Below are 16,632 nucleotides of genomic sequence, written 5' to 3' on the forward strand. Positions count from 1 at the left end.
GCACTTCGGCTAGCCAATAAAGATTGCTCATGATCAGGTCTCCCTGCGGTGCCTGAATCACGCCGGATACCTGAAATCAATGGGCCTAGCGCTCAGGCTTGGGGGACGGCGTAGACCTGCGTCACGGTCCGCGCAGAGCGAACCTGTCATGAAAGCTTCACGCGACACCTAGTAAAAAATCCATTATTCCTAAATTATGGAACATACGATCGCCCCCGCCTTTGCCTGCCTTGGCCATCCCGGCCGCCTTGCCGTGTTTCGGCTTCTCATGCGCTTTGCGCCGCAGGGCGTGCGGCCCACCGAAATCGCCGCCGCGCTGGGGCTGAAGCAGAACACGCTCTCGCATCATCTGGCTGACCTCACCGCCTGCTCTCTGGTGCAGGTGCGCCGCGAGGGGCGCTCGCTGTTCTACGCCGTCGATCTGCACAAAACCGAAGCGCTGATCGGCTACCTCGCGCTCGATCTGGGCCGTGCCCGCCCCGACCTGATGCCCAAAGCCCTCAGCCAAAAGGCAAATCTCATGCCCGACACCGCCTTTAACGTGCTGTTCATCTGTTCGGGAAATTCTGCCCGCTCAATCTTTGCCGAGGCGCTTCTGCGCGATCTTGGCGGGGCAAGGTTCATCGCCCATTCGGCGGGCACAAGGCCCGGCACCACGATCAACCCCTTTGCGCTCGAGGTGCTCGCGCGCAATGGACATGACACCGCCGGCCTGCGCGCCAAGCATCTGTCCGAGTTTCAAGGCCCTGCCGCGCCGCACATGAATTTCGTCTTCACCGTTTGCGATACGGCAGCCGCCGAGGACTGCCCGCCCTGGCCCGGCCAGCCGATCACCGGCCATTGGGGCCTGCCCGACCCGGTGAAGGCCACCGGCACCGAAGCGGAAAAGGCGCTCGTCTTCGCGCAGACCTATGGCGCGCTGCGGGCCCGCATCGCGGCCTTTGTCGAACTGCCCTTCGACACGCTCGACCGTCTTGCCCTGCAAACCCGCGTCGATACGATCGGCACAACGCTTGAAAAGGACTGACCATGGCCAGAATTGCGATCAACGGCCTTGGCCGGATGGGCAAACTCGTGCTGCGGCGGCTGGTCGATCTGGGCCATGCCTCCGAGATCGTGCTTTTGAATGACGCGGTGGGCGATGCCGAAACCCATGCGCTGCTTCTGGAATTCGACACAGTGCATGGCCGCTGGGCTCCCCCCGTTGCGGCCACCGAAGGCGGGCTGGAGATCGCGGGGCAGCGCATCCCCCTGACGCGGGAAAAGACGCTTGAGGCCCTGCCCCTGGCCGCGCTGGGGGTCGAGCTGGTGCTCGATTGCACCGGCCATTTCAAAAGCGCCGCTACGCTTGCCCCCTATTTCGACGCGGGCGTGCGCAAGGTCGTGGTCTCTGCCCCGGTCAAGGACGCAGGCGCGCTGAACCTCGTCTACGGCATCAATCACGCGCTTTACGACGGCAGCCAGCGGCTCATCACCGCAGCGTCCTGCACCACGAACTGCCTCGCCCCGGTCGTGAAGGTGATCCACGAAGCCCTTGGGATCAAACACGGATCGATCACCACGCTGCATGACGTGACGAATACGCAAACGATCGTGGACCGCCCCGCCAAGGACATGCGCCGGGCGCGCTCGGCGCTGATGAACCTCATTCCCACCACCACCGGTTCGGCCACGGCGATCACGTTGATCTATCCCGAGCTGAAGGGCCGGCTCAATGGCCATGCGGTGCGGGTGCCGCTCATGAATGCCTCGCTCACCGACTGCGTCTTCGAACTCGACCGCCCGACCACCGTGGCCGAGGTGAACGACCTCTTGCAAGCCGCTGCCGAAGGAGCGTTGAAGGGCATTCTCGGCTTCGAGACGCGCCCGCTCGTGTCGTCGGATTTCACCAACGACTCGCGCTCGGCCATCATCGACGCGCCCTCGACGATGGTGGTGAACGGCACGCAGTTGAAGCTTTACGCCTGGTATGACAACGAATGGGGCTATGTCTGCCGTCTGGCCGATATCGCCCGGATGGTTGCGAGGTCGCTGTGAGCGCAAACCCGATCCGCGCCTATGCTGCCGTCACCGCCGCCTATTGGGCCTTCATGCTCACCGATGGCGCGCTCAGGATGCTGGTGCTGTTGCAGTTCAACGGCCTCGGCTTCAGCCCGGTGGCGCTGGCCTGGCTCTTCCTGCTTTACGAGGTCGCCGGCATCGCCACCAACCTAGGCGCAGGGTGGCTGGCTGCGCGCTTCGGCCTGGCCGCCACGCTCTACGGCGGGCTCGGGCTGCAAGTGGCGGCGCTGGTCGCGCTCGCGCAGCTTGATCCGGGCTGGTCGATCCCCGCCTCGGTCGCCTTCGTGATGGCGGTGCAGGGCGTTTCGGGCGTGGCCAAGGATCTGGCGAAAATGTCGTCGAAATCGGCGGTGAAACTGCTCGCCCCCGCCGGGGACGGCGGGCTTTTTCGCTGGGTCGCGGCGCTCACCGGCTCGAAGAACGCGGTGAAGGGGCTGGGCTTCTTCCTTGGTGCGGCACTGCTGGCGCTCGCGGGGTTCAAACCGGCGATCTGGGGCATGGCGGGGCTGCTGGCGGCGATCCTGATCGCGGTGGTGGCGTTCCTGCCCGCGGGCCTGCCGGGGCGGATGAAATCCTCGGAGGCTTGGGGGGGCTGGCGGTCGCAGGACCCGCGCGTGAACCGGCTTTCGCTCGCCCGGATGTTCCTGTTCGGCGCCCGCGATGTCTGGTTCGTCGTCGGGATACCGGTTTATTTTCAGGCTGTTCTGTCCGATGGCACTCTTGAGGGTCGGCGCGAGGCGTTCTTCCTCACCGGGGGCTTCATGGCGCTCTGGATCATCGGTTATGGCGCGGTGCAAGCGCTTGCGCCACGTCTCCTCGGTGCGAAATCCCAGCCCGAAGCCGCGATCACGGCAAGGGCGATCCGCTGGGCGCTTTATCTTGTCCCGATCCCCTTCGCGCTCGCAGTGGCCGTCTTCATGGCGGGAACTCCCGCGCCCTGGCTGACGGCAACGATCCTCGTCGGGCTGATGCTCTTCGGCTTCGTCTTCGCGATCAATTCCTCCGTGCATTCCTACCTGATCCTCGCCTTCGGCGACGCCACCCGGATCACCCGCGACGTGGGCTTTTATTACATGGCCAATGCGGCGGGGCGGCTGATCGGCACGCTTTTGTCGGGCGTTAGTTACCAGATCGGCGGGCTGGCGCTGTGCCTTGCCACGGCAGGCGCGATGGCGGCGGCCAGCTGGTGGGCCGCAAGGCGGCTGGCCTGGCCGGCGCTGCCCGTGGCGCCGGGGGGCTGAAGGCCGATCGGCAGACGATGGACCGGCGCGGCGCGACAAGCGGAGGGATGCCGACCAAGCTTCCCTTTGGGAAACAATCCTGTAGACGCGAGAAATCGGCAGCGATACCCTGACCTCCGGTGGCGCCATTCGCGTCGGCTTCGCCGGGTTCCTTCATGGGCGGTTGCGTCCAATTCTGTTTCGACATTTCAGGTGCATGTGAATGCTGGCGTTGTTTCTTGGGCATGTAGCACTTTTTTCCGCCTTTCCGATCTACTTCGCGACGATAGAACCCCTGACCCGCAGAGTGTATTTTTACCTCTACCTCGCGCTGATCCTGTTGATCGGCGGCTTTCTTGGCAACGCCTATTCCCTGCAACTGGCCGAGGGGCTTTCGGTCTCCGGGGGAAACCTGTGTTACGGCGCCTTCATGATGACCTCCGTTCTGTTCGTCCTGATCGAGCGCGACATTTTCATTCTGCGCAGGGTGATCCGGCTGGTCGTGATGGTCGATCTGTTCAACATCGCCTTCTCGCTCCTTGCGACAACCGCGCTTTCCGACCCGGGCGTAAGCAATCTTCACGGCACCCCTGCGGCACTCTTCGAGCAATCTGTGCCCTTGATCATCCTGGGAGGGGTGTTGATCGTCTCGGAGTTGTTCGCGCTTTTCTTCTGGTTTGAACAGGTCAAGCGCTTGCGGGTGGCAGCCCCGCTGGTGGGTCTGGCCTACCTTTTGGGCTTTGTGGCGATACTCTGCCTTGACGGGATCATGTTCCCGCTCATCGCCTTTGGTGTTTCTCCCGAGATCGTTGCCATCGTCTGGGGCGGGTTGGACGGCAAGGTTCTGACCGCCACAGCCTATTCTGTGCCGCTTCTGTTGTTCATGGTGTTCTGGCGCCGCCGCTTTGTCGATTACCTCGAGACGGATGTGTTCACCTGGCGGGTATTTGTTGCCACGTCGAGTGAACTCATCCGCGAGCTGACAGAAAATGACCGCGCATTGCGGCAGGCCGAAGCCGTGTTTCGCGACGCAAACGACGGTCTCGCGGTGCTGGGCGCGGATGGAAAGTTCGTGCGCGCCAACGCCGCGTTCGTCCGGTTGACCGGGGGCCCGGATACTCCCGCCGCGCGATGGTTCGAGCATCGCGGCAAGGCGCTCACCCTGCCGCCCGAGACGGGTGAACCCTGGCGCGGCGAGGTGAGCTTTGGCCCGCGACGGCAGCAACAGGGCATCTTCTCGATCACCCCCGTTGCCGCCGCCGGAACCGCCGAGCAGACCTTCGTCTGCACCCTCGCCGATATTACCGATCAAAAGCGGGTTCAGGCCGAACTCGATCATATGGCGATGCACGACGCCCTCACCGATCTGCCCAACCGGCGCGCTCTCGATGCTGCCCTCGCGGAGGCGTCCGGTCCGGTCGCCCTCGTCATTCTCGATCTGGATCGCTTCAAGGATGTCAACGACAGCTACGGGCATCTTGCGGGCGACGATCTGCTGCGCAAAGTGACTCAAAGGCTGCACGCGGCCTTGCCTCCCAAGGAGGCAAGCTCGCTCTTTCGCATCGGGGGGGACGAATTCGCCCTGCTCCTGCGAGATGTCGGGGAACCGGAGTTGCGCACGAGAGTCGCGCGCCTGGAACAGGTTTTGGCCCCCCCCTTCACACTGCAGAACGGTGCGGAGGTGGCGGTGATGGCAACCTGGGGGGCCAGCCTTGGCACAGCCCGGTCGCGCAATGACCTGTTCGCCGAAGCCGACGCGGCGCTTTATGATGTCAAGCATCGGCAAAAGGGATCGCTCGGGATCTATCAGGATCGGCTCACCCTCGCCTCGCAGCGCCGTCTTGCCTTGAGCCTCAGGCTGCGTCGGGCGCTTGAGGCCCAGACAAGCCCGCAGGGAACGCCTCAGGATGGAGCGATCACGCTGGCGTACCAACCGCAGATAGACCGGGACGGAACGCTCTTCGGGCTGGAGGCCCTGGCCCGCTGGACTGATCCGGACCTGGGTCAGATCGCTCCGGGAGAATTCGTTTCGCTTGCCGAAGAACAGGGGCTCATCGGCAAGCTCGGCCAATTCGTTTTGCGACGCGCTTGCCATGACGGGGCCGCCTGGATTGCCGCGGGCGTGCCGATCGGCGGCATGGCCGTCAACGTCTCCGGCTTGCAGATCCGGAGCCCGGGCTTTGTAAAACAGGTCTCGCAATCGCTTGAAGACACCGGATTTCCGGCCGAAAAGCTCGAACTCGAACTGACGGAGAGTGCGTTTTTAGGCCGTGAAAGCGAGGTTTTGCCGATATTCGAGAGCCTGAAGGCGCTTGGGGTGAAGCTTGCCATTGATGATTTCGGGACCGGTTATTCCTCCATGTCCTACCTGCCCGTGCTGCCCTGGGACACGCTCAAGATCGATCGCAGCTTCCTGACCCTGCCCCCCGACAATCCGCGCCGCAACGCGCTGATCGAGGCGATTACGCGGATGGCCAAGGGACTTGGCCTGCGTGTCATCGCAGAAGGCGTTGAAACCGACGATCAGCATACCGCTCTGATGGCGCTTGGCTGCGACGCCTTTCAGGGCTTCCTGTATGCGCGCCCGCTGCCGGCAATCGAGATCGAAACCTTCTGCGCGGGGCGGGCGGAACCCAAAGCCCGCGCCGCTTCGACATAGGAGCCACCTGTCCGAGGGGCCGAGGCCTCATTTTGGGAAGCGTCGGACCGGGCGGCGCGGCGCGAAGCGCCCCAAGCCGGAGCGCAGGGAGAAGCTGCGGCGCCCTGCCCGCGTCACAAAGGCTCGATCAATCGCTTGCGACCCCGCTCAATGGTTCCCCGACCCAAGCAGGGTGAGCACGGGGAATGCGGCGATCAGCGCCAGACCCACCAAGCACACCAGCAGGAAGGGCAGCGCGCCCCGGGCGATCCGCTCGATCGGCAGGCGCGCGACATTGGCCGCAACATAGAGGTTGATCCCAACCGGCGGCGTGATCAGCCCGATGGCGAGGTTCACCATGACGAGCACGCCAAACCAGACCGGATCCCAGCCCAGCTCCCGCGCCACCGGCAGGAAGATCGGCAGGCAGATGAACATCACCGTGATCGCATCCATGAACATCCCGGCGATCAGCAGGATCACCATGATCACAAGGAGGATCACCCCCTCGTTGTCGGAAAGCCCAAGGAGCGCGCCGGAATAGGAACCGACCAGATCCTCGACGGACACCACCCAGCCGAAGAGGCTCGCATAGGCGACCACCAGCATCACCATGGCAGAGGAGGCCGCCGCATTGGTGAGCGCCGCATAAAGCCCGCCGAGCGTCAGCGTGCCATAGGCGAGCCCGCCCACCAGAAGGGCGTAAACGGTGGCCACCAGAGCCGCCTCGGTGGGGGTGAAAACGCCCGAATAGATGCCGCCCAGAATCACCACCGGCGTCATCAGCCCCCAGAAGCTGTCCTTGAACGCGAGCAGGAGCCGGCGTGGGTAGGCATGCTCCGCATAGGGCATCGGGCTGAGCGCGGCGAGCGCGGACGACGCCCCCGCGCCCTTGCCTTTGGCAAAAGGCAGCGTGAGCAGCATCAGCAGACCCATGAAGATGCCGGGCAGGATGGCGGCGAGGAACAGGCTCGAGATCGAGGTTTCGGCGATCACGCCATAGATCACCAGCCCGATCGAGGGCGGGATGACGATCGAGAGCGCGGCACCGGTGCAGACGAGCCCGGCCGCATAGGCGCGCGGATAGCCGTCTTCCTCCATCCCCTTGATGATCATCGGGCCGATTGCCGCGACCGAGGCGGGCCCCGAGCCGCTCACCGCCCCCCAAAAGAGGCAGACCACCGTGCCCACGAGCCCCATGCCGCCCGGCACCTTCCCGATCAGCACACGGAAAAACCGGATCATGCGCTCGGCGATCCCGAGCGTGCCCAGAAGCGTGCCCGCAAGAATGAAGAACGGGATCGCGAGAAGCGAGAACTTTGTGATCCCGGCGGACAGCAGGTCGCCGACGAGATCGAGCCCGAAACCCATCTGCCACATCGCATAGATCGCCGAGAGCCCAAGCGAAAACGCGACCGGCACCCGCAAGGCCATGAGGATGAAAAAGAACAGCACCATTTCGGTGCCGGTGGACAGGCCCGGGATCAGATCAAACATCGCCGATCGCTCCGAAGGCATGCCCGCTGCGCCATTCCTCCCAGGCGTGCTGAAGATAGCGGATCAGCACCAGCGCGAAACCAAAGGGCACCGCCGCCTGATAATACCAGGCCGGAATGCCCAGCGCATAAGAGCGCATGCCGTTGGTCATGAGATTTTGCAGGGCCGTCCAGGAAAAATAGGCCGAGAGCAGCAAAAGCGCGGCGGAGGCCAGCACCGAGAGCACCAGCACCATGCGTTGCAAGGGGCGCGGCAGCAGATCGTGCACGAGCTCGACCGCCAGATGCTCGCCACGCCGCGCCGCGATGGCTGCGCCGAAAATCGTCAGCAGCAGGAACCCGTTGGTCAGCAGTTCTTCCGTGGCGGCCAGCGAATAATGCGTGCCATAGCGCACCACCACATTGACAAAGCCAAGCAGCGTCATGGCGAGAAAGATCACCGCGCAGATGATTTTCTCTGCATCACGCAGAAGCAGTATGAAGAAGGACATGGGGTCTCCCGGGGCTGTCGACGGTCGCGGGGCGCCCCGGTTCGGAGCGCCCCGCAGATCCGCATCGCTGGGTGGATTACTGAGCGGAGGCGATGGCACTCTGGAACGTTTCCACCAGGTCGGGGCCAACCTTCTCGGCCCATTTGTCGAAGGCCGGTTTGGTGGCCGCCTTGAAGGCGGCAAGTTCCTCCGCAGAGGGCTCATAGACATCGATACCCTTCTCGCGCAGGAAATCGATGCCCGTCGCCGTGGCCTCGCGCGAGATCTCGCGCTGGTAGGCCATCGCCTCGTCGGCCGCGGCCTGGAACTTGGCCTTCATCTCGTCGTCGAAGCTGTCCCATTTCGCCTGACTGATCCCGAGGAAAATCGGATCATAGGAGTAATGCCAGGTGGTCAGGTATTTCTGCATCTCGTAGACCTGCTGCGGGATGATCACCGCGCCGATCGGGTTTTCCTGACCATCGACCACGCCCTGTTGCAGCGCGGTGAGGGTTTCGCTCCATTGCATCTGCTGCGGGTTGGCGCCGAGCGCATTCATCACGTCGATATACATCGGCCCCGCCACGCGCATGCGCAGGCCCTTCATGTCGTCGGGGCTCTTGATCGGACGGGTGTTGTTGGTCACTTCCCGGAACCCGTTCTCGCCCCAGGCCAGAACGATGATGCCTTTTTCCTTGAGAATCCCGGCCAGAATCTTGCCCGGCTCGCCCTGGGTCGTGGCATCGACCTGCGCGTAATCGGCATAGAGATAGGGCAGCGAGAACGCCGCCATCTCGGGCACGAGGGGCGTGACGTTGATCGCGGAAGTCACGACAAGATCAAGCGCACCACGCCCGACCATCTCGGCCTGTTTCATCTGGTCGCCGCCGGCGAGTTGGGCATTGGGGAACACGCGCACCTTGATATCGCCGCCCGTCGCCTCGGAGATCAACGCGCCGAATTTTTCGGCCCCCTTCTGCCAGGTCGTCGTATCGCCGGTGTTTTGCGAAAGACGCAGGGTTTCCGCCGCGGCGGTGCCGACCATCATCGCGCCGGCAAGCAGCCCGGCCAGCGCCGTCTTTCCAACGCTCCCGCCAAATTTTCCAAATGTCATGAGTCTCCACCCGTGCTTCGGGCCCTGCGGCCCTGGTTCGATGCACCTCCCGATGCTCCAAGCCGCTCCATATAAAGAAACAAGATTATTGTCCACCGCAAGCCCGCTATGCAATATTCGTTTCTTCCGGAGGCCAATCGCGCAATGCAGCGCGAGCGACTGGCATTTCGGCTTCGTTTTGCGGGTGCCGCCGACGGAACCGCGACGATCACCGCACGGCTCTTGCCGCGCGCACAGCACCCGGCAAACCGGCCGGCAGAGTCACAACAGGATTACGCCGCGAGCCGGAAACCAAAGTCTCCGCCCCTCATCTGGTGGGGACGCGCGGGGAATTTCTGGATGGTGAATTCCTGGATGCAGCGGCGCCGTCCTGCCGCCCGGAGCCCGAGATCGGTGGCGCTGCCTGGAACAGCATGATGTCGCGCCCCAGCCTGCTGGTGTACCCCCCCCCCCCGAAAGCGAGCCCCCATCCCCGGAACACCACGAGAGATCGCGTGCACTAAAAGGCGAGGCCGAATGCGGTGCCATGGAGGCGCGCGACCACCTTCGCTTCGATCCCGAAACGGATCAGCGCCGCTCCAGTGATCGTGTCGGCTCCTCGGGGCACCTCTATTCGTTGAGTGCGCCCGCGCGGCTGCGCAACGGCCTGTCTCGCCCCGAACATGAGTTGCGGTTAACAGAGCATTGATATAAAATGAAAGTCAGGCAGTCGTATTCCGCTGTCTCAGAATAGGTAGTTTGAGAATGCGTCGACATTTATTCGGGCTTGCAGGTCTAGCGCTCACAGCGAGCGTTTCTTGCGCCTCGGCCGCTACCATCGGGCTGGACTATACCGGTTTCAGCCAGGGCAAAGCGACAGTCACCATCGTCTCCCCCGCCAACATCCCCAACAGCCGAGTCGCGGCCGGAGAGCTCGCCTTCGATGTGACGGAACGGGATGGTGTGTCGGTTCTGGGCGAGAAATTCGTTGCATTTTGCGCCGATGTCATGACCGACCTCAATCAGGACGGCTTCCTTTACGTCTACGAGCAGGGGGTTACGCCGTTCAGCGCGACGGTACGCGAAAACCTCTCCCGGCTGTTCTCGGTTTTCTACAGCACGATCACCGACCGGATCGCTTCGGCCGCGTTCCAGGTCGCGCTCTGGGAGATCGTGACTGAAACCGCCAGCAGCTATGATGTTACGAACGGCTATTTCAGCGTCACAAGCACGAATGGCGTGGCGGAGCTCGCCCAGTCCTATCTCGATGGCCTCGGCGGCGCCGCGACCGGTCATTATCGCCTCACCTATTATGATGGTCACCAATCCGGAGACATCGCCAGCCAGAGCCTGATCACGGCAACGGCGGTGCCGCTGCCGGCAAGCCTTCTGTTGTTGCTCGGCGGCCTGGGCACCATCGGTGCGCTGCGCCGCAAGCAACGTCTCTGACCGGAGCGGCCTTGACCCATAGTACCAATTCCGGACCCAATCGAGCCATGTCCAAATTTGATCTGGTTGACGAGCTGTTCGGTGAAATCCCGTATATGCGGCGGTTCGAGGCCGAAATTCTGCGCAGTATCTTTGCCGAAGAACGCCCGCAGAAGGTGATCGAAGTGGGCTTCTACCAAGGCAAAAGCAGCGCCTTCATCGGGGCGATGCTCGAAGATGCCGGTGGCGACGGGCATCTGATCACCCTCGACATGGCCAATGCGCGGCAACGTCGGCCCAACATCGACATGTTGCTGGAAAAGGCCGGGCTCGGGCATCGGGTCACACCGATCTGGTGCAAGCGCTCTTATACTTGGGAGCTGCAACGCCTGATCAACGCCCCCGCGCGGCCGCAGTTCGATTTTTGCTATTTCGATGGCGGCCATACCTGGGATTCGACCGGCTTTGGCGTGCTGCTGATCGATATGCTGCTGCGTCCGGGCGGCTTGATCCTGCTCGACGACATGGACTGGACGATGCGCCGCTCGAAGCATTACCAGTCCACGCCAGAACTGACGAAAAAGTTCGATGCGGACGAAATCGACGCCATGCCGGTGCGCCTTGTCTGGGACACGATCCTGCGGCATCTGGGCTATGAGCAGGTGCGCGAATATCCGCAGGCGCATTGGGGCCTCGCCCGCAAGCCGTTCTGATCCCACGCTCCGAATGCGCGGGCCGCACCGTCGGAAGCGTCCCAAATCAGAGGCTTTCGAAGCCCGCTCCATTCCGGCTGCGCCGCAGCACCAGCTGCGGCAGGGACCGGGGCAATTGTGCCAGAACCTGTGCGACCGCCGGATCGGTGCGCGTCTCGGCACGCAGCACCACCAGATCCATGTCGCTCAGATCCTGCGCGCCGAAGGCCCCCAGCGGCACGGTGCGCAGCGCACGCATCCGCATTTCGGCTGCCAACATCACCCGGTTGATCTCGCGCCGGGAAATCCCAAGATAGGCCGCGGCCCCGGCCGCCAGAAAACCCACGCCAGAAAGGTCGGTCTCGGGGGCAATCTCGAGCACCCGGCGCCCGAACAGCCGCGCCCGCAGCGCCGCGGGCGCCTCCATTGCGCCCTGTTGCGCGGCCTTGATCAACAGATCGGCATCGAAATCGGCACCGCGCCACGGCTGCGCAGCCGCATTCGCCCAATAGCCACGCAACGCCGAAACCGGCCCGCGGTTTACCGGAAGCGGCAGGTGCAACTGCACTGCGGGATCGGTCTGCACCGCGAGGATCTCGGACAGAAGCGCAAGGTCCGTGGCATTCCCCCCGGCCGCTGCCAGCGCCCGCTCGAACCCATCCCAGGTCAGCAGCGCCTGCGGATGGGCCGGAAGCTCACCCAGACGCGCGAGCACCTGCGGCATGTCGTCGCGGCGCAGCCGCTCGGCAAGGCGCGCGAAGGCCAGCGTCAGCCCGCCCCAAGGGTCGCGCACCGCCGCCGCCAAAGGCTCCTCGCGCAGCGCGGCGGCGCCATCGCCAAGCTCTTCGAGCCGCGCCCAGTCCGGCCCCGGCGCCACCACGAGGATAGTGCACCAGGCTTCCTGTCGGCTCGGCACCGGTCTCAGGATGCCCCGCCCGAGCAGGATTTCGAGAATGGCGGGCAGTTCCTCATGTGCGGGGCTGAGCCCGTTCTTGATCAGCACGCGGCTTTCGACTGTCAGCCCGGACTGCAGACCGCGCAGGCAGGCCAACAGATCCGCCGCGGAGCGTGGTGCATCGATCAGACAGAGGTCAATCTGGCCGTTGCGCCAGACGAAGTTGCGAAAATCGGCCTCGTGCACCTGCACCGGATGTGGCGCCTGCGCCAGATTGGCCTCGAAGATCGGGCGGAACGACGCCCCCGGTTCGGCCAGTCCGGGATGGTTCAGCGCGTTTTTCTCGGACCAGAGAAACCGGTCGATCACATGCAGCTCGCCCCGCTCGGCCAGCACGCGGCTCACCCCGCCGAGCCAGGGGCCGACCTCCAGAAGCCGCGCCCGCGGGGGCAAAGCAGAGGCAATCTGGCAAATCAGCGCCATATCGGCGGCCCCCATCATCCGGGGCAGATCGCCGGGTTTGATCTTGTCTTCCATCACGGGGCTATCCATACTTCCGCTGTTCTCGGGAGCGATACAGACTGCATGTCCAAAAACGTCTTTTTGCGCGACGTCGGTAATATCCGCAGTCAACTCATCGACCTCTGTGAACGTGGGCGTTACGCTTCCGCGCAGTTTATGCTCGCCGGTGCGGGATGCAACGCGCAAACCCATCCTGCGCTTTGGGAATATCTGGCACGACAAAGCGCGGCAGCGGGTGTTGCCGCCGTGGCCCATGCCGCGCGGCGCCTGCTGTGGGAGGCTGGCTGGCGCACGGCCGATGTGGCGCTGAGCGAGGCCCGGCACTTCCTCGATGCGGGCGATCATGTCACCGCCGTCTTCCTGATCGAGCATGTCTTCGGCAAGCTGCCCGAAGATCCGGCGGCCCGCCTGCTGCTGGCGCGCTGTCATCTGGAAACGGCGCGCGCGCGCGGGGCGGAGGGCCCGACCAGAACCGATGCGGAAGCGGCGCAGCAACTGAGCGACGGGATCGCGCCGGAAACGGCCGACGATCTGCTTTTGCTCGTCGATCTGCTGCGCTTTGCCGGTGAGTTCGATGCGGCCCTGGCGCAGCTCGCCGCTGCGGCCGACCGGTTCGGCGGCGATCCCCGGCTCACCATGCGCGCCGCATCGATCCAGGAACAACGCGGCGACATCGCGGCGGCGCTGGCGTTGTGGCAGGAGGTGACCCGGCAGCCCGGGCCAACGCGCAAGGAGGCGCTGTTTCGTCAGATCGCGGCGCAGGCGCGGCTTGGCCGGAGCGATGCCGTCACCGCCGAGGCCGGGGCGCTTTTGCGCGAGCGCCTGTCGTTGGCCGAACGGATCCGGCTGGCATTGTTGATGGGGCAGCACGGCATGGTCGAGGCCCTGACCGATCAGGCCTCGCAGGGCGGTGACCCGGCCGACCCGCTTGGCGCCATCGAGGCGGCGGAAATCGGCGATATGCTGCTCGACGCCGGCTACATCGGCCTCGTGCACTGGTTGCGCCGCCAGAAGCTTGGCGTCAGCGAGCGCGCCAAGACGGTGCTGGAAGCCGTCGGGCTGGGGCTGCAGGCCGAACGCGCGCCGCGGCGCAGTTTTGCGACGTCGGTCACGCTGCGCAGCCCCGATTTCATGGTGCCGATCGCAGAATTCCTGCAGCTTCCGCCGAAACCTGCGGGCTGGCCGGGCGAGGGCCGCACGCCGGAGAAGCTGCTTTTGGTGAATTTCTCGCTCGCGGCGGGCGGTGCGGAGCGGCAATTGCTCGAGCTGGTCAAGGCGCTTCTGGCAGACCGCCTCACCCCCGACCAGATCGATGTCGCCTGTTTCACGCTGGCGCGGGACCGCGGCCACGACCGTTTTCTGCCAGAACTTCAGGCCCTTGGGGTATCGGTGCATAACCTGATGACCCGGCGCATCGCCAACCGCACGCTGCCGCCCGAGGCCGAGCGGCTGATCTCGGCGCTGCCTCTGCCGCTGCGCGACGACACCCGCGCGATCTGGCACCTGGTCAACGAGCTGCGTCCGGATGTCCTGCACGGCTGGCAGGACAAGTCCGCGCTGGCCTGCGGGCTGGTCGGCCATCTGCTGGGGCTCGGGCGTGTGGTGCTGAGCCTGCGCAACATGAGCCCGGAAACCCGCCGCGACCCGGATCTGGTCCGGCTGCGCGCCCTTTACGGCGATTTCGCCGCGACCGGCCATTTCCGGTTGACCGCCAATGCCGAGGCGGCAATCGCGGATTATGCAGGCTGGATCGGTTGCGCTCCGGAGCGGTTGACGCTGCTGCGCAACGCTGTTGACGACAGCCGGTTTTCCCCGGCGCTGCGCGCCCCCGGCGCGGCGGGCACGGCGCCCCTGCGCATTGTCGGGATCTTTCGTCTGGCGCCGAACAAGCGGCCGCTCCTGTGGCTGCGCACGGTGGCGGCGCTTGCCCGCCAATGCGGCCGACCTCTCTGCCCGGTGATCCATGGCAGCGGGCCGCTCGGCCCGGAGATCGTCACCGAGGCGCGTGCCCTCGGGCTTGACGGGATAGAGATCCACAGCGGCAGCACCGCGCCCGAAGACCTCTACGGATCGGCCGATCTGGTGCTGCTGATGTCGCGCGTCGAGGGGGTGCCCAACATCCTGATCGAGGCACAGGCCTGCGGAATTCCCGTGGCGGCCTGCGATGTGGGCGGGGTGCGCGAGGCGATGCATGACAGCGGGCTGCTGCTGCCCGCCGATCCCGCGCCGGAAGCGGCCGCCGCGGCGCTCGCCGCCTGGTTGCCCGCGGCCTTGACCACCGATCCGGCCCGGCGCGTGGCCTTTGCGCAGCGCCGTTTCGGGCGCACAGCGCTCGCCACCCGGGCGATGGCGCTTTACTGCGGCACGGCGGAGGAACCATGACGGGAAGGCCGCAACGACTGGGAGTGATGGGCGCCTGGGGGGATCCTGCCCTGCAGTTGCTGGAGGATGCCTATCCCGAAGCGGATCTGATCCAGATCACCGATCCGATCGCCGATGCCGGGGGCGTTGATCATCTGATCCTGTGCACGCAGGATCTGGCGCTGGCGCATTTCGAGGCGCTGTTGCGCGCGGGCCTGCCCTGTACTTTGTTGTTACGCCGCCCCCGCGCCGCGGCCGATCAGCTCGTGTTTCAACGCGGGCTCGACTGGCTCGCCGCCGCGCTCGGGCCGCGCCTGCCCACGGGCTGGCGCCTGGCCGCGCTCAGCGCCGCCGCGGCGGAAGAGATATCGGGGCTGATGGGGCATCCGGTCACGCCCCTTCCCGGCTTGCCGAAAATCTCCGCAGACCGGCCCGTCCTTCCGCTCGACCGGCGCAAGGAGATGCAGACCTTCGCCTTCGGCACCGGCTCCGGGCCGCGCGAGACCCGGCGCACCCGGATCGATCAGTATAACTGGGTCCGGTTGCGCCGTCTTGCGGTGCTGCACGCCGCCGATGCGCAGGACCGTGATCTGAGCGATCTGGTGGCCTATGCCAATGGCACCGCTGCCGCAGGTCCGGCGGCGCGCCCCGCGTCCCCGCCCTGCGTGATTTCTGTGGTGCCCAACGGGGTCGGGCTCGGGCATGTCACACGGATGATGGCCGTGGGCAAGGCGCTGCAGCGCGAGTGCGGGGCCCGGGTGATCTTCTGGAGTTTCTCCCGCGCCGCCGAGATCATCCGCGCCGCGGGTTTCGAGGTTTTCCTGCGCCAGACCGCGGCCCATCTCGATGCGCATCCGCCAGACTGGCGGCAATGGGAAACGCTTGAATTCGCCGCTGCGCTGCGCCAGTTCCGCCCCGGCGCCATCACTTATGACGGGGCGACTTTCGACCCGTTCATGATCGATGCGCTGAACCAGCCCGGTTGCGGCCGCTGTGGCGTGGCCTGGATCCGCAGGGGCATGTTGCAGCGGGGCTCGGATGCACAGCTCCTCGAAGCCGAGGAATATTGTGATCTCGTGCTGGAGCCGGGCGATGTCGCGATCAGCTGCGACGCGGGGCCGACGCGCACCCGCGAAGCCCAGTTCAAGGGATTTTCGCGCTATCATTACGTGCCTCCGGTGACGCTCAAGCCTTATCTGCAGAGCTATGACCGGCGCCGCGCGAAGCGGTTGCTCAGCCTTGGCATGGGGCGGCATTGTCTGGTGTCTCTGGGGGGGGCGTTCGGAAACTGGGAAGAGCTGCGGGGACTGATCGAAAAACACGCCGCCCAACAGCGGGTCCGGCTGATCTGGGCGCGTTCTCCGCTCGCCCCCGCCCCAAAGGGAACCTCGGCGCAGACCGACATTCGCCAGCTCTATCCGCTTGGCAGCTACCTGGCGGCTTTCGACGGGGTGATCTCGGCAACCGGCTACAATTCCTTCCATGAATTGATGCTTGCCTATGACGGGCCAGTCTTGCTTGCCCCCACCAATCAGGACCGGCTGGACGATCAGGTGGCCCGCGCGAGCTATGCCGCCGAGCGCGGATGGGCAGAGCTTTACCGTGTCGACACCCCGCAGCCGCAAGAAGAGATTGTCGCCCGCTTCATGGCCGATGTGCGGCGCGGGGCCCGTGTCGCAGGGCGTCCCGATCCACAGTATGGCGCCGATGAAATGGCCCGGGCGATTGCAACCCTGGCCGCGCGCTACCGCTAATT

General features: G+C 65.0%; 12 protein-coding genes. 8 read left to right on the forward strand and 4 right to left on the reverse strand.

Going from position 1 to position 16,632, the window contains the following annotated elements:
* The first annotated feature begins 196 nt into the window (after positions 1-196).
* The 4 genes from CRO22_RS08620 to CRO22_RS08635 all read left to right on the forward strand — a co-directional run bounded on the left by CRO22_RS08620 (position 197) and on the right by CRO22_RS08635 (position 5,940).
* Positions 197-1,027, forward strand: a complete 831-nt coding sequence (locus CRO22_RS08620; protein WP_097069735.1) for a metalloregulator ArsR/SmtB family transcription factor — start codon at positions 197-199, stop codon at positions 1,025-1,027.
* 2 nt (positions 1,028-1,029) lie between these two features.
* Positions 1,030-2,037 carry an ArsJ-associated glyceraldehyde-3-phosphate dehydrogenase gene (locus CRO22_RS08625; RefSeq protein ID WP_097069736.1) on the forward strand — a complete coding sequence of 336 codons (1,008 nt, stop codon included), beginning with the start codon at positions 1,030-1,032 and terminating at the stop codon, positions 2,035-2,037.
* Positions 2,034-3,302, forward strand: a complete 1,269-nt coding sequence (gene arsJ, locus CRO22_RS08630; RefSeq protein WP_176518592.1) for an organoarsenical effux MFS transporter ArsJ — start codon at positions 2,034-2,036, stop codon at positions 3,300-3,302. Before CRO22_RS08625 ends, arsJ begins: the two co-directional genes overlap by 4 nt.
* 286 nt (positions 3,303-3,588) lie before the next feature.
* Complete coding sequence (locus tag CRO22_RS08635) at positions 3,589-5,940, forward strand: putative bifunctional diguanylate cyclase/phosphodiesterase (protein WP_176518593.1); 2,352 nt, start codon at positions 3,589-3,591, stop codon at positions 5,938-5,940.
* Positions 5,941-6,087: 147 nt separating this feature from the next.
* On the opposite strand, the gene CRO22_RS08640 is transcribed toward CRO22_RS08635, so the two are convergent.
* The 3 genes from CRO22_RS08640 to CRO22_RS08650 form a co-directional block, all read right to left on the reverse strand.
* Positions 6,088-7,416, reverse strand: a complete 1,329-nt coding sequence (locus tag CRO22_RS08640; RefSeq protein WP_097069779.1) for a TRAP transporter large permease — start codon at positions 7,414-7,416, stop codon at positions 6,088-6,090.
* Positions 7,409-7,906: a TRAP transporter small permease gene (locus tag CRO22_RS08645; protein WP_097069739.1), complete on the reverse strand. Its 498-nt coding sequence runs from the start codon at positions 7,904-7,906 to the stop codon at positions 7,409-7,411. Before CRO22_RS08645 ends, CRO22_RS08640 begins: the two co-directional genes overlap by 8 nt.
* 76 nt (positions 7,907-7,982) lie before the next feature.
* Positions 7,983-8,999, reverse strand: coding sequence for a DctP family TRAP transporter solute-binding subunit (locus CRO22_RS08650; RefSeq protein WP_097069740.1), 1,017 nt, complete (start codon positions 8,997-8,999; stop codon positions 7,983-7,985).
* Between the two features lie 744 nt (positions 9,000-9,743).
* Here CRO22_RS08650 and CRO22_RS19150 point away from each other — a divergent pair.
* Both CRO22_RS19150 and CRO22_RS08660 read left to right on the forward strand, forming a co-directional pair.
* The gene (locus tag CRO22_RS19150) at positions 9,744-10,427 is read left to right on the forward strand and encodes a VPLPA-CTERM sorting domain-containing protein (RefSeq protein WP_097069741.1); all 684 of its coding nucleotides are present in this window, start codon (positions 9,744-9,746) and stop codon (positions 10,425-10,427) included.
* A 47-nt stretch (positions 10,428-10,474) separates the two neighbouring features.
* Positions 10,475-11,119: a class I SAM-dependent methyltransferase gene (locus CRO22_RS08660; RefSeq protein ID WP_097069742.1), complete on the forward strand. Its 645-nt coding sequence runs from the start codon at positions 10,475-10,477 to the stop codon at positions 11,117-11,119.
* A gap of 46 nt (positions 11,120-11,165) precedes the next feature.
* On the opposite strand, the gene CRO22_RS18840 is transcribed toward CRO22_RS08660, so the two are convergent.
* Entirely contained in the window at positions 11,166-12,530 is a 1,365-nt protein-coding gene (locus CRO22_RS18840) for a hypothetical protein (RefSeq protein WP_176518594.1), read from the reverse strand.
* 48 nt (positions 12,531-12,578) lie between these two features.
* Here CRO22_RS18840 and CRO22_RS18845 point away from each other — a divergent pair, with 48 nt between their 5' ends.
* On the forward strand, positions 12,579-14,897 hold the full coding sequence (locus tag CRO22_RS18845) for a glycosyltransferase (protein WP_176518595.1): 2,319 nt from the start codon (positions 12,579-12,581) through the stop codon (positions 14,895-14,897).
* Positions 14,894-16,630, forward strand: a complete 1,737-nt coding sequence (locus tag CRO22_RS08670; protein ID WP_141399430.1) for a glycosyltransferase — start codon at positions 14,894-14,896, stop codon at positions 16,628-16,630. Before CRO22_RS18845 ends, CRO22_RS08670 begins: the two co-directional genes overlap by 4 nt.
* The last annotated feature ends 2 nt before the right edge of the window (positions 16,631-16,632 follow it).

It is taken from the genome of Rhodobacter maris, assembly GCF_900217815.1.
Taxonomy (GTDB): Bacteria; Pseudomonadota; Alphaproteobacteria; order Rhodobacterales; family Rhodobacteraceae; genus Rhodobacter; species Rhodobacter maris.

Bases quoted from the DNA above. Each gene is read 5' to 3' on its own strand.
- CRO22_RS18840 (WP_176518594.1), bottom strand. From the start codon at position 12,530: ATGGAAGACAAGATCAAACCCGGCGATCTGCCCCGGATGATGGGGGCC.
- CRO22_RS08625 (WP_097069736.1), top strand. From the start codon at position 1,030: ATGGCCAGAATTGCGATCAACGGCCTTGGCCGGATGGGCAAACTCGTG.
- CRO22_RS08645 (WP_097069739.1), bottom strand. From the start codon at position 7,906: ATGTCCTTCTTCATACTGCTTCTGCGTGATGCAGAGAAAATCATCTGC.
- CRO22_RS19150 (WP_097069741.1), top strand. From the start codon at position 9,744: ATGCGTCGACATTTATTCGGGCTTGCAGGTCTAGCGCTCACAGCGAGC.
- CRO22_RS08640 (WP_097069779.1), bottom strand. From the start codon at position 7,416: ATGTTTGATCTGATCCCGGGCCTGTCCACCGGCACCGAAATGGTGCTG.
- CRO22_RS08670 (WP_141399430.1), top strand. From the start codon at position 14,894: ATGACGGGAAGGCCGCAACGACTGGGAGTGATGGGCGCCTGGGGGGAT.
- CRO22_RS08620 (WP_097069735.1), top strand. From the start codon at position 197: ATGGAACATACGATCGCCCCCGCCTTTGCCTGCCTTGGCCATCCCGGC.
- CRO22_RS18845 (WP_176518595.1), top strand. From the start codon at position 12,579: ATGTCCAAAAACGTCTTTTTGCGCGACGTCGGTAATATCCGCAGTCAA.
- CRO22_RS08650 (WP_097069740.1), bottom strand. From the start codon at position 8,999: ATGACATTTGGAAAATTTGGCGGGAGCGTTGGAAAGACGGCGCTGGCC.
- CRO22_RS08660 (WP_097069742.1), top strand. From the start codon at position 10,475: ATGTCCAAATTTGATCTGGTTGACGAGCTGTTCGGTGAAATCCCGTAT.